21 protein-coding genes are annotated in these 22936 nt (G+C 66.9%); 15 read left to right on the top strand and 6 right to left on the bottom strand.

The window, feature by feature from the left end; translation table 11 throughout:
- The first annotated feature begins 134 nt into the window (after positions 1-134).
- From bhcA to bhcD, 4 genes are all read left to right on the top strand, one after another.
- The gene (gene bhcA, locus F3H57_RS06710; protein ID WP_149755120.1) at positions 135-1325 is read left to right on the top strand and encodes an L-aspartate--glyoxylate aminotransferase BhcA; all 1191 of its coding nucleotides are present in this window, start codon (positions 135-137) and stop codon (positions 1323-1325) included.
- On the top strand, positions 1325-2308 hold the full coding sequence (bhcB, locus tag F3H57_RS06705; RefSeq protein ID WP_149755119.1) for a beta-hydroxyaspartate dehydratase BhcB: 984 nt from the start codon (positions 1325-1327) through the stop codon (positions 2306-2308). Before bhcA ends, bhcB begins: the two co-directional genes overlap by 1 nt.
- 87 nt (positions 2309-2395) lie before the next feature.
- Positions 2396-3559 carry a 3-hydroxy-D-aspartate aldolase BhcC gene (gene bhcC / locus F3H57_RS06700; RefSeq protein ID WP_149755118.1) on the top strand — a complete coding sequence of 388 codons (1164 nt, stop codon included), beginning with the start codon at positions 2396-2398 and terminating at the stop codon, positions 3557-3559.
- A 104-nt stretch (positions 3560-3663) separates the two neighbouring features.
- Complete coding sequence (gene bhcD / locus F3H57_RS06695; RefSeq protein ID WP_149755117.1) at positions 3664-4629, top strand: iminosuccinate reductase BhcD; 966 nt, start codon at positions 3664-3666, stop codon at positions 4627-4629.
- 31 nt (positions 4630-4660) lie between these two features.
- On the opposite strand, the gene F3H57_RS06690 is transcribed toward bhcD, so the two are convergent.
- Entirely contained in the window at positions 4661-5089 is a 429-nt protein-coding gene (locus F3H57_RS06690; protein ID WP_149755116.1) for a PaaI family thioesterase, read from the bottom strand.
- Between F3H57_RS06690 and F3H57_RS06685 the strand changes: the two genes are divergently transcribed.
- From F3H57_RS06685 to gluQRS, 4 genes are all read left to right on the top strand, one after another.
- Positions 4980-5936 (top strand): enoyl-CoA hydratase, encoded by a 957-nt coding sequence (locus tag F3H57_RS06685; protein ID WP_316632799.1) that lies wholly within the window; start codon positions 4980-4982, stop codon positions 5934-5936. The two genes, F3H57_RS06690 and F3H57_RS06685, sit on opposite strands and share 110 nt — an antisense overlap.
- A 101-nt stretch (positions 5937-6037) precedes the next feature.
- Entirely contained in the window at positions 6038-7399 is a 1362-nt protein-coding gene (gene trmFO / locus F3H57_RS06680; RefSeq protein ID WP_149755114.1) for a methylenetetrahydrofolate--tRNA-(uracil(54)-C(5))-methyltransferase (FADH(2)-oxidizing) TrmFO, read from the top strand.
- Positions 7400-7403: 4 nt separating this feature from the next.
- Entirely contained in the window at positions 7404-7610 is a 207-nt protein-coding gene (locus F3H57_RS06675) for a hypothetical protein (RefSeq protein ID WP_149755113.1), read from the top strand.
- Between the two features lie 6 nt (positions 7611-7616).
- Positions 7617-8477: a tRNA glutamyl-Q(34) synthetase GluQRS gene (gluQRS, locus tag F3H57_RS06670; protein WP_149755112.1), complete on the top strand. Its 861-nt coding sequence runs from the start codon at positions 7617-7619 to the stop codon at positions 8475-8477.
- Between the two features lie 15 nt (positions 8478-8492).
- On the opposite strand, the gene hisI is transcribed toward gluQRS, so the two are convergent.
- Positions 8493-8855 (bottom strand): phosphoribosyl-AMP cyclohydrolase, encoded by a 363-nt coding sequence (gene hisI / locus F3H57_RS06665; protein WP_149755111.1) that lies wholly within the window; start codon positions 8853-8855, stop codon positions 8493-8495.
- Positions 8856-8923: 68 nt separating this feature from the next.
- Here hisI and F3H57_RS06660 point away from each other — a divergent pair, with 68 nt between their 5' ends.
- Both F3H57_RS06660 and F3H57_RS06655 read left to right on the top strand, forming a co-directional pair.
- On the top strand, positions 8924-9376 hold the full coding sequence (locus F3H57_RS06660; protein WP_149755110.1) for an iron-sulfur cluster assembly scaffold protein: 453 nt from the start codon (positions 8924-8926) through the stop codon (positions 9374-9376).
- Between the two features lie 55 nt (positions 9377-9431).
- On the top strand, positions 9432-10838 hold the full coding sequence (locus tag F3H57_RS06655) for a methyl-accepting chemotaxis protein (protein ID WP_149755109.1): 1407 nt from the start codon (positions 9432-9434) through the stop codon (positions 10836-10838).
- A 384-nt stretch (positions 10839-11222) separates the two neighbouring features.
- Here the strand turns inward: F3H57_RS06655 and recG are convergent, their stop codons facing one another.
- From recG to sciP, 4 genes are all read right to left on the bottom strand, one after another.
- Positions 11223-13313, bottom strand: a complete 2091-nt coding sequence (gene recG / locus F3H57_RS06650) for an ATP-dependent DNA helicase RecG (protein WP_149755108.1) — start codon at positions 13311-13313, stop codon at positions 11223-11225.
- On the bottom strand, positions 13310-15433 hold the full coding sequence (gene ligA, locus F3H57_RS06645) for an NAD-dependent DNA ligase LigA (RefSeq protein ID WP_149755107.1): 2124 nt from the start codon (positions 15431-15433) through the stop codon (positions 13310-13312). Before ligA ends, recG begins: the two co-directional genes overlap by 4 nt.
- Positions 15434-15610: 177 nt before the next feature.
- A complete protein-coding gene (gene ctrA, locus F3H57_RS06640) occupies positions 15611-16330 on the bottom strand; it encodes a response regulator transcription factor CtrA (RefSeq protein WP_149755106.1) in 720 nt (239 codons plus the stop codon).
- A gap of 114 nt (positions 16331-16444) precedes the next feature.
- Complete coding sequence (sciP, locus tag F3H57_RS06635) at positions 16445-16723, bottom strand: CtrA inhibitor SciP (protein ID WP_149755105.1); 279 nt, start codon at positions 16721-16723, stop codon at positions 16445-16447.
- Between the two features lie 121 nt (positions 16724-16844).
- On the opposite strand from sciP, the gene mnmA reads away from it, so the two are divergent.
- From mnmA to F3H57_RS06610, 5 genes are all read left to right on the top strand, one after another.
- The gene (gene mnmA / locus F3H57_RS06630; RefSeq protein WP_149755104.1) at positions 16845-17987 is read left to right on the top strand and encodes a tRNA 2-thiouridine(34) synthase MnmA; all 1143 of its coding nucleotides are present in this window, start codon (positions 16845-16847) and stop codon (positions 17985-17987) included.
- A gap of 162 nt (positions 17988-18149) precedes the next feature.
- Positions 18150-19883 (top strand): glycosyltransferase family 2 protein, encoded by a 1734-nt coding sequence (locus F3H57_RS06625; RefSeq protein WP_149755103.1) that lies wholly within the window; start codon positions 18150-18152, stop codon positions 19881-19883.
- The gene (locus tag F3H57_RS06620) at positions 19880-20836 is read left to right on the top strand and encodes a glycosyltransferase family 2 protein (protein ID WP_149755102.1); all 957 of its coding nucleotides are present in this window, start codon (positions 19880-19882) and stop codon (positions 20834-20836) included. The genes F3H57_RS06625 and F3H57_RS06620 overlap by 4 nt, the downstream gene beginning before the upstream one ends.
- Before the next feature lie 270 nt (positions 20837-21106).
- Positions 21107-22546 (top strand): DEAD/DEAH box helicase, encoded by a 1440-nt coding sequence (locus F3H57_RS06615; protein WP_149755101.1) that lies wholly within the window; start codon positions 21107-21109, stop codon positions 22544-22546.
- A gap of 121 nt (positions 22547-22667) precedes the next feature.
- Positions 22668-22898, top strand: coding sequence for a tautomerase family protein (locus tag F3H57_RS06610; RefSeq protein ID WP_149755100.1), 231 nt, complete (start codon positions 22668-22670; stop codon positions 22896-22898).
- The last annotated feature ends 38 nt before the right edge of the window (positions 22899-22936 follow it).

The following is a 22936-nucleotide window of genomic DNA, read 5'->3' as shown; positions in this document are numbered from 1 at the left end:
ACGATATGAAAATTACAAGCACCTGACAATGATGCATTTTCCGGCCACACCCCCAATCTGAAAAAAGGTTTTAAAATAATCCACTCTGCCGCGCGACTGCTCTATGGTCCGCGTCACAGACTGAGGAGACACCGATGAGCTTTCAGAATCCGGTTTTCATCCCGGGGCCGACCAACATCCCCGAACGCCTGCGCAAGGCGTGCGACATGCCGACGATCGACCACCGCTCGCCGCTCTTCGGGCAGATCCTGCACCCCGCGCGCGAAGGCGTTCAGAAGGTCCTCAAGAGCGACAGTGCCGAGGTCTTCATCTTCCCGTCCACCGGCACCGGCGGCTGGGAAACGGCGCTCTCCAACACGCTGTCGCCCGGCGACAAGGTGCTGGCCGCGCGCAACGGCATGTTCTCGCACCGCTGGATCGACATGTGCCAGCGCCATGACCTCGACGTGACCATCGTCGAGACGCCGTGGGGCGAAGGCCTGCCCGCCGCCCGCTACGAAGAGGTCCTGGCCGCCGACACGGGCCACGAGATCAAGGCGGTCCTGGCCACGCACAACGAGACCGCGACCGGCGTGAAATCCGACATCGCCGCGGTGCGCCGCGCGCTTGATACCGCGGGCCATCCCGCGATGCTCTTCGTCGACGGCGTCAGCTCCATCGGCTCGATGGACTTCCGCTTCGATGAATGGGGCGTCGACGTCGCCGTGACCGGCTCGCAGAAGGGCTTCATGCTGAGCGCGGGCCTCGCCATCGTCGGCTTCAGCGACAAGGCGATGCAGGCGACCAAGACCGCCAGGCTGCCGCGCACCTTCTTCGACGTGCACGACATGGCCAAGGGCTACGCCAACAGCGCCTATCCCTACACGCCCGCCGTGGGGCTTCTGAACGGGCTGAACGAGGCCTGCGGGATGCTGCTGTCCGAAGGGCTCGACAATGTCTTCGCCCGCCACACCCGCATCGCCGAAGGCGTGCGCGCGGCGGTCGGCGCCTGGGGCCTGGACCTCTGCGCCACCGCGCCGGAGTTCTACTCCGACACCGTCAGCGCGATCCGCACGCCCGAGGGCTTCGATGCCACGCGCGTCGTCACCCATGCGGCAGACGTCTACGGCGTCGCCTTCGGCGTCGGCCTCGGCGAGGTCGCCGGCAAGGTGTTCCGCATCGGCCACCTGGGCAGCCTCACCGACGTGATGACGCTCTCGGGGATCGCCACGGCCGAGATGTGCATGGTAGACTTGGGGCTCGACATCGAACTCGGCTCCGGCGTGGCGGCGGCGCAGCGGATCTACCGCGCGGATGCCGCGCTCGCCCGCAAGGACGCCGCGTGATGAAGGACAGCGCGATGCAGATCCCCACCTACGAGGACATGCTGGCGGCGCACGACCGCATCCGCCCGCATATCCGGCGCACGCCGGTGCTGACCTCGGATTACCTGGACGAGATCACCGGCGCGCAGCTCTTCTTCAAGTGCGAGAACCTGCAGGAGCCGGGCGCCTTCAAGGTGCGCGGCGCCTCCAACGCGGTGTTCGGGCTCGATGACGAACAGGCGAAGCTGGGCGTGGCGACGCATTCCTCGGGCAACCACGCGCTGTGCCTCAGCTACGCCGCCGGCCGGCGCGGCATCCCTTGCAACGTGGTCATGCCGCGCACCGCGCCGCAGGCCAAGAAGGACGCGGTGCGCCGCTACGGCGGCCGCGTGACCGAATGCGAGCCCTCCACCTCTTCGCGCGAGGAGGTTTTCGCCAAGGTCCAGGCCGAGACGGGGGGCGAGTTCGTGCACCCCTACAACGACCCCCGCGTGATCGCGGGTCAGGGGACGTGTTCGAAGGAGCTGATGGAGCAAATGGCCGAACGCGACGGCGGCGGGCTCGACATCGTCACAGCGCCCATCGGCGGCGGCGGCATGATCTCGGGCACCTGCCTGACGCTGTCGACGCTGGCGCCCGAGACGCAGATCATCGCCGCGGAGCCCGAGCAGGCCGACGACGCCATGCGCAGCTTCAAGGCCGGTCACATCATCGCCGACGACGCCCCCGACACCATCGCCGACGGGCTCAAGGTGCCGCTGAAGGATCTCACCTGGCACTTCGTGTCGAACCACGTCAGCGACATCCTCACCGCCTCGGAGGAGGAGATCGTCGAGGCGATGAAGATCACCTGGAAATACCTGCGCGTGGTGATGGAGCCGTCCTGTGCCGTGCCGCTGGCCGTGATCCTCAAGAACAAGGAGAGGTTCGCCGGCAAGCGCGTCGGTGTCGTCGTCACCGGCGGCAACGTGGACCTCGACCGTCTGCCCTGGATGGCGGGCTGAAGCCCGCCCTACCACACGTCCCGTCCCGGCCCCACATCGTGGCCGCAGGGCGGGCTTCAGCCCCCCAAACGCCGAAGGAGAATGACCATGAACGCTCCCGTCAATCTCGATGCCCTGGAAGTCGGCTACGACGTCCCTGCCCTGCCCGGCATGGACGAGGCCGAGATCCAGACGCCCTGCCTCGTGCTCGACCTCGATGCGCTCGAGCGCAACATCCGCAAGATGGGCGACTATGCCCGCGAGCACGGCATGCGCCACCGCGTGCACGGCAAGATGCACAAGTCCGTCGACGTGGCGAAGCTGCAGATGGACCTCGGCGGCGCCTGTGGAATCTGCTGCCAGAAGGTGTCCGAGGCCGAGGTCTTCGCCCGCGGCGGCATCAAGGATGTGCTGGTCTCCAACCAGGTGCGCGACCCGCAGAAGATCGACCGGCTCGCGCGCATGCCCAACCTCGGTGCGCGCACCATCTGCTGCGTCGACGACGTGGCCAACGTCGCGGACCTGTCGGCCGGCGCGCAGAAGCACGGCACGGAGATCGAGTGCCTGGTGGAGATCGACTGCGGCGCCGGGCGCTGCGGCGTGACCACCACCGAGGCGGTGGTCGAGATCGCCAAGGCAATCGACGCCGCGCCGGGCCTCAAGTTCGGCGGCATCCAGGCCTACCAGGGCGCGATGCAGCACATGGACAAGTACGAGGACCGCAAGGCCAAGATCGACATCGCCGTCGCCATGGTGGCTGACGCCGTCGACGGGCTGAAGGCCGAGGGGCTGGAATGCGACATCGTCGGCGGCGGCGGCACCGGGTCGTATTATTTCGAGAGCGCCTCGGGCGTCTACAACGAGCTTCAGTGCGGCTCCTACGCCTTCATGGACGCCGATTACGGCCGTATCCTCGACGAGAACGGCAACCGCATCGACCGCGGCGAATGGGAGAACGCGTTCTTCCTGCTCACCCAGGTGATGAGCCATGCCAAAGAGGAAAAGGCGATCTGCGACGCTGGCCTCAAGGCGCAATCGGTCGACAGCGGCCTGCCGGTGATCTTCGGGCGCGATGACGTAGAATACGTCAAGTGCTCGGACGAGCACGGCGTGATCGCCGATCCCAAGGGTGTGCTGAAGGTCGGCGAGAAGCTGCGCCTCGTGCCCGGCCACTGCGATCCGACCGCCAACGTCCACGACTGGTACGTCGGCGTCCGGGGCGGCAAGGTCGAAACGATCTGGCCCGTCTCCGCGCGCGGCAAGGCGTACTGATCCGCTGACCGGACGACCCGGCCCCGAGCGGGCCGGGGCATCGCCCGCGCGGCCCGGCGCCCCCGGCCGCGCGGGCGCACGACACAACGACAAAAGGACGACCCATGCTGATCGTGCCCGAACGAGAAATCGCCGACCTGATGACCCGCGAGGCCGCCTTCGCCGCGGTGGAAAAGGTCTTTGCCGCCATGGCCTCGGGCGATGCCTACAACTTCCCCGTGGTGCGCGAGGCGATCGGCCACGAGGACGCGCTCTACGGTTTCAAGGGCGGCTTCGACCGCGCGGGCCTGACGCTCGGCCTCAAGGCCGGGGGTTACTGGCCCAACAACCTCGACAAGCGTGGCATCATCAACCACCAGTCGACGGTCTTCCTGTTCGACCCCGACACCGGCAAGGCCAAGGCGATGGTCGGCGGCAACCTCCTGACCGCGCTGCGCACCGCCGCCGCCTCCTCGGTGTCGATCCGGCATCTCGCGCGCAAGGATGCCAAGGTGATAGGCATGATCGGCGCCGGGCATCAGGCGAAGTTCCAGCTGCGCGCGGCGCTCGAACAGCGCGACTTCGACAAGGTCATCGGCTGGAACCTCCACCCCGACATGCTGCCCAACCTCGAGGAAGTCGCGGCCGAGGCCGGCCTGCCCTTCGAGGCGGTCGAGCTGGACGGCATGCAGGAGGCGGACGTGATGATCTCCATCACCTCGTCCTTCGACGCGATCCTCTCGGCCGGCCAGGTCGCGCCCGGCACGCACATCGCCTGCATGGGCACCGACACCAAGGGCAAGCAGGAGGTCGACCCGCAGCTTCTGGCAAAGGCCACCGTCTTCACCGACGAGGTCGCGCAATCGGTCAGCATCGGCGAGGCGCAGCACGCCGTCGCGCAGGGGCTGATCGCAGAGGGCGACATCGCCCAGCTCGGCGCGGTCATCAACGGCAGCCACAAGGGCCGCGCCTCGGACGAGGAGATCACGCTCTTCGACGGCACCGGCGTCGGCCTTCAGGACCTCGCCGTCGCCAACGCGGTGGTGGAACTTGCCGTGGAGAAGGGCATCGCCATCGAGGTCGATTTCTGAAGACCGGCCGGCGCGGGGCCTATCCCCGCGCCTACCCCGCCGCCACCGGCGGCAGCGAATAGGTCAGCGAAGCCCGCGCCACCGGCTCCGCCATGCCCTCGGAATACAGCAGCACGTCGCACACCGACAGCGACCGGCCCAGCTTGAGCACCCGGCATTTGGCCAGCACGTCCGCCCCCGCCACCGGCTTGCGCATGAAATCGATCGAGCAATTGGTGGTCACCGCCAGCGCCTCGCGCCCGATCCGCGCCATGGTCGCCACGTAGGCCGACACGTCTGCCAGCCCGAACATCGCCGGCCCCGACACCGTGCCGCCGGGACGCAGGTGTCGTTCGTGCGAATACAGCCGCATGATGAGCAGATCCTCGTCCAGACGGTCGATCCCGAACATGCCCGCGACCTGCGGGAAGACCTCTTCGAGAAACGGCATCATCTCGTCGGCGCCGATGCGGATCGTCATGTGCGCTTGTCCCCTCTCCCTCATCGCCGCTACGCTGCCCCGACAGGCGAGGGAGGACAAGATGACACTGATCCTGCGACGCGATGCCGGCGCCGTGCGCCATCTCACGCTGAATGCGCCCGACCGGCTCAATGCGCTGTCGGACGCGATGCTCGCCGCGCTCGACGCCGAATGCGCCGAACTGGAACAGGACCGGTCCATCCGCGTCGTCACGCTCGGCGGTGCGGGCCGCGCCTTCTGCGCCGGGCACGACCTCGCGGAAATGCAGGCCGCCCGCCAGGCCGAGGATGCCGGGCGCGCTGCCTTCGCCGATCTCTTCGCGCGGTGCTCGGCGCTGATGCAGCGGCTGCAGGGCCTGCCCCAGCCGGTGATCGCCCGCGTCCACGGGGTGGCCGCCGCCGCCGGCTGCCAGCTCGTCGCGACCTGCGACATGGCCGTCGCGGCCGACAGCGCGCGCTTTGGCGTCAATGGCGTGAACCTCGGCCTCTTCTGCTCCACGCCCATGGTGGCGCTGTCGCGCAACGCGCCGGCCAAGCACGTCTTCGAAATGCTCGTGACCGGCGAATTCGTGGATGCGCCCCGCGCGCGCGAGCTCGGCCTTGTCAACCGCGTCGTGCCCGAGGGCGACCTCTACACCGCCGCCGAGGATCTCGCCGACACCGTCGCCGCGAAACTCGGCAGCGCGGTGCGGATCGGCAAGCAGGCCTTCTACCGCCAGCGCGAACTGACCCTCGCCCAAGCCTACGCCTATACCGGGGAAGTGATGGTGCAGAACATGCTCGATGTCGGCACCGAAGAAGGCATCGCCGCCTTCCTCGAAAAGCGCGAGCCCGACTGGCCGCAATAGGCTGCGCCTGCCGGCTCCGGGCCATACGCTTGCCATACCGGGTCCATACCCGTGCAAGCTGCCCCCGTGACAAGCGCGGCCCGAGCCCCTATCTCCGCCCCATGACGGAAGAGATTCACATCGTTGGCGGCGGCATGGCCGGGTCCGAGGCTGCATGGCAGGCCGCAAATCGCGGCTGCCGCGTGGTCATCCACGAGATGCGGCCCGAGCGCGGCACATTCGCTCACAAGACCGGCAACCTGGGCGAGATGGTGTGTTCCAACTCCTTCCGCTCGGACGATCACGAACAGAACGCGGTCGGATTGCTCCATTGGGAGATGAAGCAGGCCGGCGGGCTCGTGATATCAACGGCTTACAAGCACCGCCTACCCGCGGGCGGCGCGCTCGCAGTCGACCGCGAGCGCTTTGCCGAAGATATCACGGACGCATTAAGGTCGCATCCCAACATCCTGATATCGAACGAGGAAGTCTCGACCCTTCCGGACGATGGCCAGTGGATCGTCGCGACCGGCCCGTTGACCTCCGACGCGCTCGGCCAAGCCATCGCGCGCGAGACAGGGACCACCGCGCTCGCCTTCTTCGACGCCATCGCCCCCATCGTGCACGCCGAATCCATCGACATGGACCGCGCCTGGCTGCAATCGCGCTACGACAAGGGCGAGACCGAGGAAGAGCGCCGCGCCTACATCAATTGTCCAATGGACAAGGATACTTACGAGGCGTTCATCGACGCGCTCCTGGCCGCGGACGTCACCGAGTTCCACGACGGGGAGACCGCAGGCTACTTCGACGGCTGCCTGCCGATCGAGGTCATGGCCGCGCGCGGCCGCGAGACCCTGCGCCACGGCCCGATGAAACCCGTGGGCCTCACCAACCCGCACCAGCCCGACGTGAAGCCCCACGCGGTCGTGCAGCTCCGCCGCGACAACGCGCTCGGCACGCTCTACAACATCGTCGGCTTCCAGACGAAGATGAAATACGGCGCGCAAGCCGATGTTTTTCGTATAATTCCAGGTCTGGAGAATGCCCGCTTCGCCCGCCTCGGCGGCATCCACCGGAACACCTTCCTGAACTCGCCGACGCTTCTCGATTCCGGCATGCGCCTGCGCTCCAAACCCAACATCCGCTTCGCCGGCCAGATCACAGGCGTCGAGGGCTACGTCGAATCCGCCGCCATGGGCCTGCTCGCCGGCCGCCTTGCCGCCGCCGAGGCCGCCGGCCATCCGCTCCCCGAGGTGCCGCAGGACAGCGCCCACGGCGCGCTGGTGCACCACATCACCGGCGGCGCGGACGCCAGGACGTTTCAGCCGATGAACGTGAATTTCGGTCTGTTTCAACCGCTTGAGGGCCTGCGCTCGGGTCGCAAGGGTCGCCGCGACCGCTACAAGGCCTATACCGACCGGGCCAAGGCCTGCTGGTCCGACTGGCTCGCGGCGCAGAGCCCGGCCGAAGCCGCGGAGTAACCCGATGAACTACGTCCTCGCCCTCTTCCTTCCGCCCCTGTCGATCCTGCTCACCGGCCGGATCCTCACCTCCATCGTCGTCTTCGTGATCTGGATCCCCGCGATCCTGTTCTCCGGCGGCCTGACGCATCCGATGTTCATCCTGCTCGCCTGGATCCTGATCTATCAGTCCGGCGAGGAGCGCCGCATGCGCCGCTTCCGCGACGACTGACGCCGCGTGCGCACGAGGTTCGCGCCGTCGCCGACCGGCCCCCTGCATCTCGGCCACGCCTATTCCGCCATGCTGGCCAGTGACTTGGCCCGCGATATCGGCGGCACGTTCCATCTGCGGATCGAGGATATCGACCGCTCCCGCGCCCGCGACCATTGGGAGGCGCAGATCTACACCGATCTTGCCTGGCTGGGCCTCCGTTGGGAACACCCCGTCCTGCGGCAGTCGGAACGCATGGACGCTTACCGGCAGGCCCTTGAAACCCTGTGGCGTCGCGGCTTTCTCTATCCCTGCTCGTGCCGTCGCCGCGATATCCGCGACGCGCTTGCCGCGCCGCAGGAGGGTGCGCCCGTCTACGGGCCCGACGGTCCGGTCTATCCCGGCACCTGCCGCCCCGCCGCACCGCCGGCCGGGAGCCCGCCACACGAAACCGCCCTGCGGCTCGACATGCGCCGTGCGCTGCAATCCCTTGATCCCGCTTCCCTGTGGTTCGAAGAAACAACCGGCAAGGGACGGATCTCGCTGAGCCCTTGTGAGCTGATCGACGGTGTCGGCGACGTCGTGCTCGCCCGGCGCGACATGGGAACCTCCTATCATCTGTCCGTGGTGGTCGACGACGCAGCGCAGGGCATCACGCATGTCACACGCGGCGAGGACCTGTTCGAGGCAACCGCGGTCCACGTCGTTCTGCAACGGCTTATGGACATGCCTTCACCGATCTACCAGCATCACCGACTGATCCGGGACGCGGAGGGCAAGCGTCTGGCCAAGCGCGACGACGCCCGGTCCATCGCCCGGTACCGCGAAGACGGGCTAAGCCCGGCCGACATTCGCCAACTCGTCGATCTTACGCCACGGCATCAATGACTTGCCGCCCGACCCCTACCCCTCGAGCGGCGTCATGATCTCCGTTTCCTCGCCATCGCGGATCGCGGTGTAGAAGCAACTGCGCCGCCCCGTGTGACAGGCCGGTCCAGTCTGGTTCACCAGCGCCAGCAGGCAGTCGCGGTCGCAATCGACCCGCATTTCTACCAGTTGCTGCACGTGCCCCGACGTCTCGCCCTTGATCCAGAAGTTCTGTCTGGAGCGCGACCAGTACGTTACCCGGCCGGTTTCGAGCGTCCGTGCAACCGCTTCGCGATTCATCCACGCCACCATCAGCACGGTCCCGTCCGCTGCATCCTGCGCGACCGCGGGAATCAGGCCGTTCACATCATAGACCAAGGTAGCGGGATCGAAGCTCATGGAGTGTTTTCCTTTTGCATGCGGCACGGTCGCGCCTATCTAGGGGGGAGCACAGCGAAGGGAAAGCCATGCCCGGCGACAGCGATCTGATCAAGCTCTACTCGCAGCGCATCCTTGCGCTCGCTGCCGACATTCCGAACACGCAGCGGCTCGAGGATCCGGACGCAAGTGTCAAGAAACGCTCGCCGCTTTGCGGATCGACGGTCACGGTCGACTTGTCGCTGGAAGACGGCCGCATCAGCGCGTTCGGCCAGGACGTGAAGGCCTGTGCGCTCGGTCAGGCGGCTGCATCGGTCGTCGGCGGCGCCATCGTGGGCCAGACCCCTGCTCAGGTCGCGGCCGCGCGCGATGCGCTGCAGGCCATGTTGAAGTCGGATGGCCCGACTCCGCCCGCCCCGTTCGACAATCTCGAGGTGCTGCGCCCGGCGCAGGCCTACAAGAACCGCCATGCCTCGATCATGCTGGCGCTCGATGCCGCGGTCGATGCGGCGGAAATGGCGCAGGCGCGGCAGACGGCTTAATCCTTCGTCAGCATCTTGCGTTTAGGACGGTCGCAGTCTTCATGTGAGCGCCCGGATGCAGCACGACACCGATCTCGGCAAACCCCACGTCACGGCGAACATTCTCAAGGGGCTGTCGGACGACGCGACCTCGCTGGGGCGCGAACTGGTGGACATAGCGGGCTTCCTGACCGACCTCGACGCCAGCGGCTCGGAACAGATGCATCGGTTGCAATCCCTGCAGGAACAGACGGACGATCTCCGCGACTCCGCGCGACGGGTCGGCCAGACCACGCGCCGCGTGATCGAGGATATGGATGCCGCTCAAGGCGGCGTGAAGGACTCCATCGCGATCCTGTCGGCTACCAGCGGTTCGTCCCGCGCGCTCGCCGAATGGGTGCAATCCGTACGCTCCGGTTCGGACGCGGTCGACGACATGCTCGTGGCCGTGCGCAACTCGAACGCGCAGATCGCCTCCATCGCCTCCCAGGTCAACATTCTCGCGATGAACGCCAAGATCGAGGCGGCGCGCGCCGGACAGGCGGGAATGGGCTTTGCCATCGTGGCGGAGGCGATCAACGAACTGAGTCAGAAGACCAGCACCGCCGCGGCGGATATCTCCACGACCATCGGCCGCATGACCGACTGGATGAACGAATTGCGGAAGGGAGCGGTCGACACCTCCGAAGTGGCGTCGGAGCTGCTGAATCGCGGCGAAGACACCGACGCGGCGCTGTCGGAGATCGAGATGCGGATGAGCGCCATGAAGCGCGAGACCGAGGAGATCGGCACGCATGTGGGCAAGACGGAAACGACGGTGGAGCGGCTCTCGCCCGCGATCTCGGAGGTGGCGCGGTCGATCTCGGGGGTGTCGACCGGCGTCAAGGAGGCCAAGCAGCGCAGCGACACGCTGATCGACGTATCGGAAGGAGTGATGCAAAAGGCCGTGCAACTGGGGTCCGAAGGCGCTGACGGCCCGATGATCACGCTCGTGCAGGACCTTGCCGGCCAGATCTCGGAGGCTTTCGAAGCGGCCCTCGCCCGGGGCCGCATCAGCCTCGCTCGCTTGTTCGACACAGACTATCGCCCCGTTCCAAAGACCGATCCGCAGCAGGTGACAACCGCATTCACCGAACTGACCGACGCCATTCTGCCAGACATCCAGGAACCCGTTCTCGCCCGCCATTCCAAGGTGGTGTTCTGCGCCGCGGTCGATCGCAACGGCTACCTGCCCACCCACAACCGCAAGTTCTCGCAGCCGCAATCGACCGATCCCGTCTGGAACGCGGCCAATTGCAGGAACCGACGGATCTTTGACGATCGTGTCGGGCTGAAGGCTGGGCGCAACACGGAACCGTTCCTACTGCAGATCTATCGCCGCGACATGGGCGGCGGGCAATTCGTGATGATGAAGGATCTCTCCGCGCCGATCCGCGTGCAGGGGCGCCATTGGGGCGGACTTCGACTGGCCTATCGGATGTAAAAAACCGCCGCGCGTCGCGTTCAGCGCGACGGCGGCGGTCAGGGGCGTCTCTCGTGAAACCCGGGCCGGCAAGAGGCGTAACGGGGGACAGACCGTATCGGCCGAACCCGCGCGTTGGGGACACACGGATAAAAGGCTCAGGGACGAGCGACGCAGGCAGAAAACCGCATCAGAGATGGAGGCCGGCAAAGAGCATGACGACAAGCGCCAAAGCTCCGAACGCGTCCTGTACGATCAGGGCCTCGGGTTGACGAAGCGCGAACTTGATCCTGCTGTGCATTACAACCTCCAACATATCTGTTGCCACTTTGTTCTCACATCACTCCACGCCATGTAAAGAACTTTTTAAGAACATCCGTGCATAATGGCAGCCGGCGGATCGGCTCAGCCGACGCGCAGCAGCCGGATCGCCTCGTCCTGCCGCATGAGCCACAGCAAGTGCCGGGCGGCCTCTCCCCGAGCCCCTTCAAGCGAAGGGTCGTCGGAGAGGAGCCTGCGGGCATCGCTTTGCGCCAGGGCCATCAGACCGGCCTGCCGCTCCAGGTCGGCGATACGGAACCTCGGAAGACCGGATTGCGCGGTCCCGATAAGGTCACCGGAGCCACGCATCTCCAGATCGACCTCGGCGATGCGGAAGCCGTCCTCGGTCTCGCGCAGGGTCGTCAACCTTCGGGAGCCCGTCTCGGAAAGCGGCGGCTGGTACATAAGAAGGCAGGTCGAAGCCGCTTCACCGCGCCCCACACGGCCGCGCAGCTGGTGCAGCTGGGCAAGCCCGAACCACTCGGCGCGCTCGATCACCATGATCGTCGCGTTCGGTACGTTGACTCCGACCTCGATAACCGTGGTCGCCACCAGAACGGAGGTCTCTCCCGATACGAACCGCGCCATGGCCGCATCCTTCTCGGCGGGTGCCATCTGGCCATGGACAAGCCCCACGACGCCCTCCCCCAGGGCGGCGCGCAACCTTTCGAACCGCTGCGCGGCCGCAGTCAGATCGACCGCCTCGCTCTCCTCCACCAGCGGGCAGACCCAGTAGGCTTGCCGGCCCTCGGCGACCGCACGGGCCAGGTGCGCGACCACCTCGTCCATGCGCTCCGACGAAACCAGCGCCGTGGTGATCGGTTTGCGCCCCGGCGGTTTCTCGTCGAGCACGGAGACATCCATGTCGCCATACTGCGCCAGCGCGAGGCTGCGCGGAATCGGCGTGGCGGTCATCACCAGAACGTCGGTCGCGGCTCCCTTCCGGCCGAGTTCCAACCGTTCGCGGACGCCGAACCGATGCTGTTCGTCCACCACCGCCAGCCGCAGGTCTTGGAAGGACACGTCCTTCTGAAAAACCGCGTGCGTGCCCACGAGCACCTGGATGTCGCCGCAGGCCAGCGCCTCCAGTTTCGCGCGACGCTCGGCCCCCTTGTCGCGGCCTGTCAAGATCTCGAGCACCACGCCCGCGCTCTCAGCCAGAGGCAGCAACCCCTCGAGGTGCTGGCGCGCGAGGATCTCGGTCGGCGCCATCATCACGCCCTGCCCGCCCGCTTCGACCGCGACCAACAGAGCGTCAAAGGCCACGAGTGTCTTGCCCGCACCGACATCGCCCTGCAGCAATCGGCTCATGCGCTCGGGTGCGGCCATGTCGACGGCGATCTCCTCCATCGCGCGCGACTGCGCACCGGTCGGCCGATACGGCAACGCCTGGAGGAGCCGCTGGCGCAAGGTCCCGTCACCTGCGCTTGCCACACCCGGCTGGCGCCGCCGCGCCGCACGGGCGAGTGCGAGGGTCAGCTGGTGCGCGAAGACCTCGTCATACGCCAACCGGCGCCGGGCCGGTGCGTCCGGCGAAAGCTCTGCCGCCGTGCCCGGCGCATGGGCCGTCAGAAGCGCGCCGCGCCAGTCCGGCCACCCCTCGCGTGCCACGAGCGCGGGGTCGATCCATTCCGCCAGGGCCGGAGCCCGTGCCAGCGCATCGGCGATTCCGCGCACTATGGTGCGGCGGGTCACACCGGCGGTCAGCGGATATACCGGCTCGAAACGTGGCAGGCTGCCGGCCTCGTCCAGGGTCAGAATGTGATCGGGATGCACCATCTGCGCGAGCCCGTCGAAAAGCTCGACCCGGCCCGACACCACGCGCCGCTGCCCCGTGGGCAGCAGGCGCGACAGGTAGTCGGACCTGGCATGGAAGAACACGATCTGAAAGGCTGTGGCGCTGTCCTCGACGTTGATCCGGTAGGCCCCCCCGCGCGAGCGGGGCGGCCGATGCTGGCCGACCAGCACCTCCACCGTCAGCACCGCCGGAAGTTCGGCGGCCTGGATCGTGGGCCGCGGCGTCCGGTCGATCCCGGAATGCGGTAGCGTGAAGAGCAGATCGCGTGGCGTCGCGATCCCGAGATGCCCCAGGGCGTCCGCGGTCTTGGGCCCGATCCCGTCGAGCCTTTCGAGCCCCGCAAAGAGCGGGAACAGGATCTCTGGGCGGCCGCTCATGCCTTGCCGACGAGATCGAACCAGCCGTCTTCGTCGAGCACTTCAACCCCCAGCTCCCGGGCCTTCTTTTCCTTGGAGCCCGCGCCAGGACCGGCGACAACAAGGTCGGTTTTCGCAGACACCGAGCCCGAGACCTTCGCGCCGAGCGCTTCGGCGCGGGCCTTGGCCTCCGCCCGGGTCATCCGTTCCAGCGTGCCGGTGAAGACGATGGTCCTGCCAGCCACGGGGCTACCGGCCGTCGCCGGTTGCGCGGCAGGTGCCACGTCCAGATGCGCGATGAGCCGTTCGATCGAGGCGCGCTCGGCGTCCTGATTGATCGTAGTGACCAGCGAAGTGGCCAGCACCTGTCCGACGCCATCGATGCCGTTGAGTTCCTCCCAGGCCGACCCTTCGAGCGCGTGTGCTTCCGTCATCGCCGCATCGAACGCCTCCCATGTGCCATAGTGCCGGGCGAGCAGGTTCGAGGCGACCTCGCCCACGTGGCGGATGCCGAGGGCGAAGATCAAGCGGCCGAGCGTGATGCGCCGTCGGTCGGCGATTGCCGCGAACAGATTCCGGGCCGATTTCTCGCCCCAGCCCTCCCGGTTCTTCAGCTGCTGCATGCCGCTTGCGTAGCGCGCCTCGAGCTCGAAAATGTCGGCCGGCTCCTTGATCCACCCGTCGCGATAGAACTGTTCGACCTGTTTCGCGCCGAGCCCCTCGATGTCGAATGCCGCGCGGGAGACGAAGTGCTTGAGCTTTTCGACGGCCTGCGCGGGGCAGACCAGGCCGCCGGTGCAGCGCCGGACCGCGTCGCCCTCTTCGCGGACGGCATCGGAACCGCATTCGGGGCATTGAGACGGGAATTCGTATGGCTCCGCCCCCGCCGGGCGCTGCGACAGGTCGACATCGGCGATCTTGGGAATGACGTCGCCCGCGCGGTAAACCTGCACGAGATCGCCCTCGCGAATGTCGCGGCCCGCTCGGATCGGATGACCCTCGGCATCGCGGCCGGCGATGTAATCCTCGTTGTGGAGAGTGGCGTTCGACACCACAACGCCCCCGACCGTCACCGGACTGAGACGCGCGACCGGCGACAGCGCGCCGGTGCGGCCGACCTGGATCTCGATCCGCTCGAGCCGTGTCCAGGCCAGTTCGGCAGGGAACTTGTGCGCGAGGGCCCAACGCGGCGTGGTCGAGCGGTAGCCAAGTCGCTTCTGCAGCGCCAGGTCGTCGACCTTGTAGACCACGCCGTCGATATCGTAGTCCAGCTCGCCCCGCTCCGCCTCGACGCGGGCATAGTGGGCGAGCATTTCCTCAGGGCCGTCGCAGCGGACGGTAAGCGGGTTGGTACAAAAGCCAAGCGCCGCAAGGCGTTCGATCGCCTCCATCTGTGTGGCGGCGAGCGGCGCCGATACCTCCCCCCAGGCATAGGCGAAGAAGCGCAGCGGCCGCGCGCGGGTGACCTCCAGGTCGAGTTGGCGCAACGAGCCGGCGGCGGCATTGCGCGGATTGGCGAAGGTCTTGTCGCCTTTGTCCGCCTGCCGGACGTTGAGCGCGGCAAAATCGCTGTGGCTCATGTAGACCTCGCCCCGGACCTCGAGCAGGTCCGGGGCACCGGTCAGCCGTTCCGGGATATCGCCGATGGTACGGGCATTGGCGGTCACATTCTCGCCCACCGCGCCGTCGCCGCGCGTGGCGGCCTGGACGAGCCGCCCGCCTTCGTAGCGCAGCGACAATGACAATCCGTCGATCTTCGGCTCGGCAGTGTAGACCAGCCGGTCCTCAGCCGCGAGTCCCAGATAGCGGCGAATGCGGGCATCGAACTCGTGGATCTCCGCGGAGTCGAAGGCGTTTCCCAAGGATAGCATTCGCAGGGCGTGCGTGATCTTGTCGAAGCCTTCGGCGGGCGCAGCGCCAACCGTTTCGGTGGGGCTGTCCGCGCGTTTGAGCGTCGGGAAACGCGCCTCGATCTGCATGTTCCGGCGCTTGAGCCGGTCATACTCCGCGTCCGTGATCTCGGGCGCATCATGGGTGTGATAGGCTGTATTCGCCGCGTTCAGGACCTCGGCGAGCCGGGCGAGTTCGTGCCCCGCCGCCTCCTCGTCCAGCGCATCCACCGCGATGTCGCTCTCGCCCATGGCCCGGCCTTCTGCCCTTCGTTTCTCCGACCTCGTGATAGGTCGGAGAGCTGCCATGGTCCAGTGGACCGAGGCCGTCATCTGCGATCAGGTCACCGCCGGAAGATCCGCAGCCGATGGCGTGGCTCCGCTCTACTGTGCCGAGAGATCGGGTTCGTCGGCAAGTATAAGGCGCGGTCAGGCCCGAATGGCGACCGGGTCGTCCGCACTTTCGCCGTCCTGTTCGGGATCGCGCAGTACGTAACCGCGGCCCCACACGGTCTCGATGTAACTGGGATCGCCCGTGGCCTCGGACAGCTTCTTGCGCAGTTTGCAGATGAAGACGTCGATGATCTTGAGTTCGGGCTCGTCCATGCCGCCGTAGAGGTGGTTCAGGAACATCTCCTTGGTCAGCGTCGTGCCCTTGCGCAGGCTCAGAAGCTCCAGCATCTGGTATTCCTTGCCCGTCAGGTGCACCGGTTGGCCGGCGACGTCCACCGTCTTTGCGTCAAGGTTCACATTGATCTTGCCGGTGCGAATGACCGATTGCGCATGCCCCTTGGATCGGCGGATGATCGCGTGGATGCGCGCGACCAGCTCGTCGGCATGGAACGGCTTGGTGAGATAGTCGTCGGCGCCGAAACCGAACCCCTTGAGCTTGCTTTCGGTATCGTCGTTGCCCGACAGGATCAGGATAGGCGTGGAGATCCGGGACGTGCGCAGCTGGCGCAGCACTTCGTGACCGGTGATGTCCGGTAGCGTGATGTCGAGCAGGATCAGGTCGTAATCGTAGAGCTTGGCAAGATCGACCCCCTCTTCACCCATATCCGTGGCATATACGTTCAGGTTCGACCGGGTCAGCATCAACTCGATGCTGCGGGACGTTGTGGGGTCATCTTCAATCAAGAGGACGCGCATTGTCCAAACTCCGTGTACAGGTAACCTAGGGCACTTCAATGACGTCTAATGGTTAACTTCCTATTACCTCCCGTTGCATGAGCGTAGTCAAAGTTCCCTAGAGGTGTAAACAATTTACCCTTGTCGCAATTTCTGGACACTCGTCGCCTTCAATCCGCGTTCCCCGTGATCGGCCATCGCGCGGATCCAGCAAGCCAGCTCCTCCTCGCTGAGCTGGTACCGGTCCTGCGCCTGCGCTTCGGTCAGCAATCCGTGCACGACCGCGCGCACCACGGCCGCCTTGCGCGAGGCGACCCAGCGCTTCGTGCTGGGCGGCGGCAAGTCGGCGCGCGTCATTACCGTTCCGTTCGGGAGGGTCACGGCACGCGGCCCGTCTATTTTTTTCAGGTACATGGCGGCATTACCCTTGGCTGCGCGGAAATGAATGGCGCCAGACGCTTAATTCGCGATGAACCACACCCTTGAGATTGCCTTGGATTTTCCTATATTTCCGCCGCATTCCAAGGAGACCGCCATGCCCCTCGACCGCGCCCCGCTGAATTCGCTGGGCCTGCCCAAGCCGCCGTCCGACACGCGCGTCGTCGTCGCCATGTCCGGCGGTGTCGACAGTTCGGTCGTGGCCGCGCAACTGGCGGAAGAGGGCTATGACGTCGTGGGCGTGACCCTCCAGCTCTACGATCACGGGGCGGCGCTGGCAAAAAAGGGCGCGTGCTGTGCGGGTCTCGACATTCACGACGCGCGGCGCGTGGCGGAAACCATGGGCTTTCCGCATTACGTCCTCGACTACGAGAACGTCTTTCGCGACGCGGTGATCGACGAGTTCGCCGACAGCTACCTTGCCGGCGCAACACCAGTGCCCTGCATCCGCTGCAACGAACGGGTGAAGTTCAAGGACCTGCTGGAGACGGCCCGGGACCTTGACGCCGATTGCATGGCCACGGGGCACTACATCCAGCGCAAGACCGGGCCGACGGGGGCGGAGCTGCACTCCGCCGCCGATCCGCAGCGCGATCAATCCTATTTCCTGTTCTCGACGACGCGCGAGCAGCTCGATTACCTGCGCTTCCCGCTCGGGCACCTGGCCTCCAAAGCGGACACCCGGGCGCTGGCAGAGCGCTACGGGCTGCCGGTGGCCGACAAGCCCGACAGCCAGGATATCTGCTTCGTGCCGAACGGCGACTATGCCAGCGTGATCGAGAAACTGCGCCCCGGAGCTGCCGATCCGGGCGAGATCGTGCATGCCGACGGACGTCTCCTCGGCCGGCACGACGGTGTGATCCACTACACGATCGGCCAGCGCCGCGGGCTCGGCATCGGCGGTCTCTCGGAGCCGCTCTACGTCGTGAAACTGGACGTGGACAATGCCCGCGTGATCGTCGGGCCGAAGGACATGCTGGCCACCCGCACCGTGCCGGTGCGCGAGATCAACTGGCTGGGCGACGCGCCCCTGACCTCGCGCGCCGAATGGCATGTGGCGGTCAAGGTCCGCTCCACCCGTCCCCCGCGCGAGGCGGTGATCCGGCCGGTCTCGGAAACCGAGGCAGAGGTGGAGCTGGTCACGCCCGAAGAAGGCGTCTCCCCGGGACAGGCCTGTGTCTTCTACGACACCGACAGCACGCGCATCTTCGGCGGCGGGTGGATCTGGCGCGGGAACTGACGCGGCGCCGCGCGAGCCCCGGCGCCCCGCCGGCGGGGGCTCCGCCCCCTGCACCCCCGGAGTATTTGCGGCCCGAAGAAGCCGGGATGCCGGCGCGGAATGCCGCGGTTTGATCCCTGTCTTTCCTTGTTTCGGCCGCGTGGGTCGCGCAGATTTTGCGGCATGAGCCATGATGATCGTTCCCCGGTCTATCCCGGCGGCATGCCGGTCTTGCTGTCCCGGATGGAAGAGCGGCGGGCGCCGCTCTCCTTTGCGCCGGGCGAGGCGCTGGGATCGCTGGAGACGGACCTCGCGGCCCTCGCGGACGCGGTCGTGTGCGACCCCGATACCGATCCGGGGGAGGCGCCGCCCTTCCGCTCGGACCACCACCGCAAGCGGCACGCCCTGCGGAAGGAGTTCACCGGGCAGAGTGAACTTGCCTGCCTCAACGGGCTGGTGATCGCGCATCTGCGCAAGCGCGACTGGCCGGACCATGCGCCGGCGCTGTTCCAGCGGATCTGGACCGAACAGGGCGCGGACCTGACCGAGACGCTCGATCCGCGGTGGCTGGTGTCGTCCCTCTCCACCTTCGGCGATCACGGGGCGACGACGGCGCAGCGCAGCCTCGGGCTGGCGCTGTCGACGCTGATGGGGGCGATGAAGCTCTACGAGTTCGAGCGGCTGCATTCCGGCACGACGCCCGAGACGCCCCACCCGCTCGACCGGCGCGTCGCGGCACCGCTTCCGATGGAGATGGCACCCTATTCGCTCACCTCGGGCGGACTCGACGTCAACCTGATCGGCCGGCTCTGGCGCGAGGCGGAGGCCGATCCGGTGATCGGCCCCCCGGCGATGCGGCTCCTCGACATGCTGATCCACGATCCCGGAACGCTTTTCGGCCGGTTGCAGGTGATGCGCCAGCGCAAGGCGCGCAAGGACACGCGGCCCGCGTCGGCGCGCCCGGCGCCCGATGCGGCGCGGCTGCGCTGGGGGCTGGTGTCGCTGGTCAAGGCGCCCTCACGTGACGTGCTGCGATTTGCCGCGCATCACCTGGAGCTTGGGGCAACGGAGCTGCACATCTTCCTCGACGCGCCGGAGCCGGAGGTCGTCGCGCGGCTGGGCGATCATCCGAAGATCCGGGTTACCGTTTGTGACACGGCATACTGGGAACGGGCCGGCAAGCCTCGACCCGGGCCGCATCAGCTGCGCCAGGCCTGGGTGGCGACGCAGGTGCTGCACGGCGCCGGCGCCGGGCTCGACTGGCTGGGCCATATCGACGTGGACGAGTTCCTGCTGCCTCGCCGTCCGGTGGCGGAGGCGTTGTCGGAGCTGCACGAGGACACCGATTTCGCCCGCATCGTGCCGGCAGAACTGCTGGCGCTCGAAGCGGGGGGACCGGCAAGGCACTTCAAGCTCACCCACAAGGGCGCCGGACAGCCCAAGGCCGTCGTTCAGGACATCTACCCGACCTTCGGGCTGCACCTCTATGGCGGTTTCCTGAGCCACGTCACCGGCAAGGTCTTCGTCCGCACCGGGCAGCCGGGCGACATCCGCTTCGGCATCCATGCGCTGCGCCGCGACGGCGTGCATCTGAAGACGAAGACACAGCTGTCGGGCGTGCACCTGGGCCACCTTCACGCGCCGAGCTGGGCGCATTTCCGGGACCACCTCGAGTTCCGACGCAGCCACGGGTCCTACCGCAAGCGCAACGAGGATCCCGCCGATATGGGCCTCGCCGATATCCTCGCATTCCTCGACGAGACAGAAGGCGAGGACGGCCTGCGCGCTTTCTTCGAGGAGGTTTGCCGCGACACGCCTGAGCTGCGCGCGCGGCTCGCGGCGCACGGGATGCTGCTCGACCATCCGCTCGACCTCGACGCCGCGGTGGCACGGGTCTTCGGAACGGTGCCGGCATGAACCGCTGGGGCGCGGTCTGCACCACCAACGCGGCGCTGGAAGCGGTGCTCGACTTCGCCGCCTGGCACCTGGAGCTCGGGGCGCAGCGGATCTACCTTTATCTCGACGAGCCCGACCCGGAGACGGAGGCCACGCTGTCGGCCCATCCCAGGCTGCGCGTCGTCCGCACCGATGACGCCTATTGGAAGAAACGCGGCGGCCGCCCCGAGGCGCACCAGGCGCGGCAATCGCGGAACGCGCGCCACGCCTACAGCCGGCGGACGGAAGTCGACTGGCTGACCCATATCGACGTGGACGAGTTCCTCGTGCCGGAACGGCCTGTCGAAGAGGTGCTGTCGGCCCTGCCAGGAGATGTCTTCTGCACCCGGGTCCGGCCCATGGAGGCGCTCGCCCCCGGTGCCGGAGACATGCCAGGCACCCGCTCGTTCAAGGCGCTGCATCTCGATCAGACGCGGCGCGCGGCGGCGGCTCGGGCCTGCTTCCCGGACTGGGCCGATCATCTTTCGGGGGGCTTCCTCAGCCACGTCGCCGGCAAGCTGTTCTTCCGCACAGGGGCGGAGGGTGTGCAGATCCGCATCCACAATGTCTTTCGCGCGGGCGAGCAGAATCCCGGCATGGTGGAACTGCCGCAGATCGCGCTGGCGCATCTGCACGCCGAAAGCTGGGACCATTTCCTCGCCGCCTACCGCTTTCGCCTGGCCCGCGGGTCCTACCGCGCGGAACTGAAGCCGCAGGTGCGCGGCCCCGACGCGCTGTCGCTGCACGATCTTTTCCGCCGCATCGAAGCCGAGGGCGGCGAGGCCGCGTTGCGCCGTTTCTTCGAGGATGTCGCCACCGCGACTCCGACGCTCTGCGCCGCACTGGAGCGCGAGGGGCTGCTGCGGCGCCTGCCCTTCGCGCCCACCGCGCTGCGCAGGACACACTTTCCCGGCATCGTGGACGCCGAAGTCTGACCTCGAAGGCAGATCGCGTTGACGCAACAGCCTCTTTTGTTTACAGACCCGCGCGGAGTGGCTGACGTTGGCCGCTTGCGGGCTACGTGCCCCATCAGGACGGACGGAGCGTCCCAGGCGCGCCAAAGACGCGGCGCCCGGCGGGCGCCGACAGGAAGGCCTCAGAGGGCCGCAAGAGACGGGACCGCCCGTCGCCATCCGGGGTCGCTACGGGCCTCACGACGATCAGACGCGCGGGCAGAGGAAATTGTCCGCAGCAAGCGGATACATATGACACAGTTCAACGAACTCAATCTCAGCCCCAAGGTGCTGCAGGCGGTCGAAGAGGCCGGCTACACCATCCCCACCCCGATCCAGGCGGGCGCGATCCCGCCGGCGCTCGAGGGCAAGGACGTCCTCGGCATCGCGCAGACCGGTACCGGCAAGACGGCCTCCTTCACGCTGCCGATGATCACCAAGCTCGCCCGAGGACGGGCGCGCGCGCGAATGCCGCGCAGCCTGGTGCTTTGCCCCACGCGCGAACTTGCCGCCCAGGTGGCGGAGAACTTCGACACCTATTCCAAGAACGTGAAGCTGACCAAGGCGCTCCTGATCGGCGGCGTGTCGTTCAAGGAGCAGGATCTCCTGATCGACAAGGGCGTCGACGTGCTGATCGCGACGCCGGGGCGGCTCCTCGACCATTTCGAGCGCGGCAAGCTCCTGCTGACCGGGATCGAGGTGATGGTCGTGGACGAGGCCGACCGGATGCTCGACATGGGCTTCATACCGGATATCGAGCGGATCTTCTCGCTCACGCCGTTCACCCGGCAGACGCTGTTCTTCTCGGCGACCATGGCACCCGAGATCGAGCGCATCACCAACACTTTCCTGCAGGCGCCTGTGCGGATCGAGGTTGCCCGTCAGGCGACCGCGTCCGAGACGATCGACCAGCATGTCGTCATGTTCAAGGGCTCGCGCCGCGACCGCGCCGACAGCGAGAAGCGCCGCACCCTGCGCAAGATCATCGAGGAGGAAGGCGAGAAGCTGACCAACGCCATCGTCTTCTGCAACCGCAAGGTCGATGTCGACGTGGTCGCGAAGTCGCTGAAGAAATACGGCGTAGACGCCGCGCCGATCCATGGCGATCTCGACCAGTCGACGCGGACCCGCACGCTGGAAGGCTTCCGCCAGGGGGAGCTCAAGATTCTCGTCGCGTCTGACGTGGCCGCGCGCGGGCTCGACGTGCCGTCGGTCAGCCACGTGATCAACTTCGACGTCCCCTCGCATGCGGAAGATTACGTACACCGCATCGGTCGCACCGGGCGTGCCGGGCGCGAGGGCAAGGCGATCACGATCTGCGCGCCCAAGGACGAAAAGAACCTCGAGGATGTCGAGAAGCTGCTCCAGAAGGAGATCGCGCGCCTCGACGACCCGGGCAAGCCCAAGAAATCGGCCGAAACCAAGAGCGACGCCGAAGCGGCACCCCAGAAGACCGAGGAAACCGCCGCGGAGCCCTCCAAGACTGTGGAGAAGCCCGCGCAGACGCCCAAGACTGCAGAGAAACCGGCCACATCTGCAAAACCCGAGAAGGGCTCGGGCGGCCGCAGCCGGTCGCGCGGCGGATCGAAGGACCGGGGCAAGTCCGACAAGGACGACAACAAAGTCGTCGGCATGGGCGACCACCTGCCCTCCTTCATCGCGATGAGCTTCGAGGAGCGCCGCGCAAGCTGATCCGTAGCAGCAGCGCTGAGAAAGATGCAGCCGTGCGGTCCACCGCACGGCTTTTTTCTTTGTCTGAGCCGCCAAGCCGCCCACACTTTCGCCGAATCGGAGGCGGTCAAGGGAGGGAGCGATGCCGGCGATCGACATTCAGGTCATGACGGGGGTCTTCTCCGCGGAGGAAAAGGCACGGATCATCACAGCGGTGACCGAAGGGTTCGGATCGGTGGCCGGCGAAACGCTGCAGGCCAACACCTCCGTCCGGATCCACGAGATCCAGAGCGGTGCCTGGGGATATGGCGGCGCCGTGCTGACCACAGAGGACGCGCGGCGGATGCGCATCGGAGGCGACGCGGCCGACTGACGCGCACGGGGCTGGCTACCGACGAGCGAGGGGCTATC

This window comes from Roseivivax sediminis, assembly GCF_900112685.1.
GTDB lineage: Bacteria > Pseudomonadota > Alphaproteobacteria > Rhodobacterales > Rhodobacteraceae > Roseivivax > Roseivivax sediminis.
This window is presented reverse-complemented; position numbering and strand designations above follow the sequence as displayed.

What these genes read in the sequence shown, in the direction of transcription:
- ligA (WP_149755107.1), bottom strand. Translation starts at nt 15,433, where the DNA reads ATGGGCGAGAGCGACATCGCGGTGGATGCGCTGGACGAGGAGGCGGCG.
- F3H57_RS06625 (WP_149755103.1), top strand. Translation starts at nt 18,150, where the DNA reads ATGAGCCATGATGATCGTTCCCCGGTCTATCCCGGCGGCATGCCGGTC.
- bhcC (WP_149755118.1), top strand. Translation starts at nt 2,396, where the DNA reads ATGAACGCTCCCGTCAATCTCGATGCCCTGGAAGTCGGCTACGACGTC.
- F3H57_RS06675 (WP_149755113.1), top strand. Translation starts at nt 7,404, where the DNA reads ATGAACTACGTCCTCGCCCTCTTCCTTCCGCCCCTGTCGATCCTGCTC.
- F3H57_RS06610 (WP_149755100.1), top strand. Translation starts at nt 22,668, where the DNA reads ATGCCGGCGATCGACATTCAGGTCATGACGGGGGTCTTCTCCGCGGAG.
- bhcB (WP_149755119.1), top strand. Translation starts at nt 1,325, where the DNA reads ATGAAGGACAGCGCGATGCAGATCCCCACCTACGAGGACATGCTGGCG.
- sciP (WP_149755105.1), bottom strand. Translation starts at nt 16,723, where the DNA reads ATGTACCTGAAAAAAATAGACGGGCCGCGTGCCGTGACCCTCCCGAAC.
- F3H57_RS06620 (WP_149755102.1), top strand. Translation starts at nt 19,880, where the DNA reads ATGAACCGCTGGGGCGCGGTCTGCACCACCAACGCGGCGCTGGAAGCG.
- F3H57_RS06685 (WP_316632799.1), top strand. Translation starts at nt 4,980, where the DNA reads ATGATGAGCAGATCCTCGTCCAGACGGTCGATCCCGAACATGCCCGCG.
- trmFO (WP_149755114.1), top strand. Translation starts at nt 6,038, where the DNA reads ATGACGGAAGAGATTCACATCGTTGGCGGCGGCATGGCCGGGTCCGAG.
- recG (WP_149755108.1), bottom strand. Translation starts at nt 13,313, where the DNA reads ATGAGCGGCCGCCCAGAGATCCTGTTCCCGCTCTTTGCGGGGCTCGAA.
- ctrA (WP_149755106.1), bottom strand. Translation starts at nt 16,330, where the DNA reads ATGCGCGTCCTCTTGATTGAAGATGACCCCACAACGTCCCGCAGCATC.
- F3H57_RS06690 (WP_149755116.1), bottom strand. Translation starts at nt 5,089, where the DNA reads ATGACGATCCGCATCGGCGCCGACGAGATGATGCCGTTTCTCGAAGAG.
- F3H57_RS06655 (WP_149755109.1), top strand. Translation starts at nt 9,432, where the DNA reads ATGCAGCACGACACCGATCTCGGCAAACCCCACGTCACGGCGAACATT.
- mnmA (WP_149755104.1), top strand. Translation starts at nt 16,845, where the DNA reads ATGCCCCTCGACCGCGCCCCGCTGAATTCGCTGGGCCTGCCCAAGCCG.
- bhcD (WP_149755117.1), top strand. Translation starts at nt 3,664, where the DNA reads ATGCTGATCGTGCCCGAACGAGAAATCGCCGACCTGATGACCCGCGAG.
- bhcA (WP_149755120.1), top strand. Translation starts at nt 135, where the DNA reads ATGAGCTTTCAGAATCCGGTTTTCATCCCGGGGCCGACCAACATCCCC.
- hisI (WP_149755111.1), bottom strand. Translation starts at nt 8,855, where the DNA reads ATGAGCTTCGATCCCGCTACCTTGGTCTATGATGTGAACGGCCTGATT.
- F3H57_RS06615 (WP_149755101.1), top strand. Translation starts at nt 21,107, where the DNA reads ATGACACAGTTCAACGAACTCAATCTCAGCCCCAAGGTGCTGCAGGCG.
- F3H57_RS06660 (WP_149755110.1), top strand. Translation starts at nt 8,924, where the DNA reads ATGCCCGGCGACAGCGATCTGATCAAGCTCTACTCGCAGCGCATCCTT.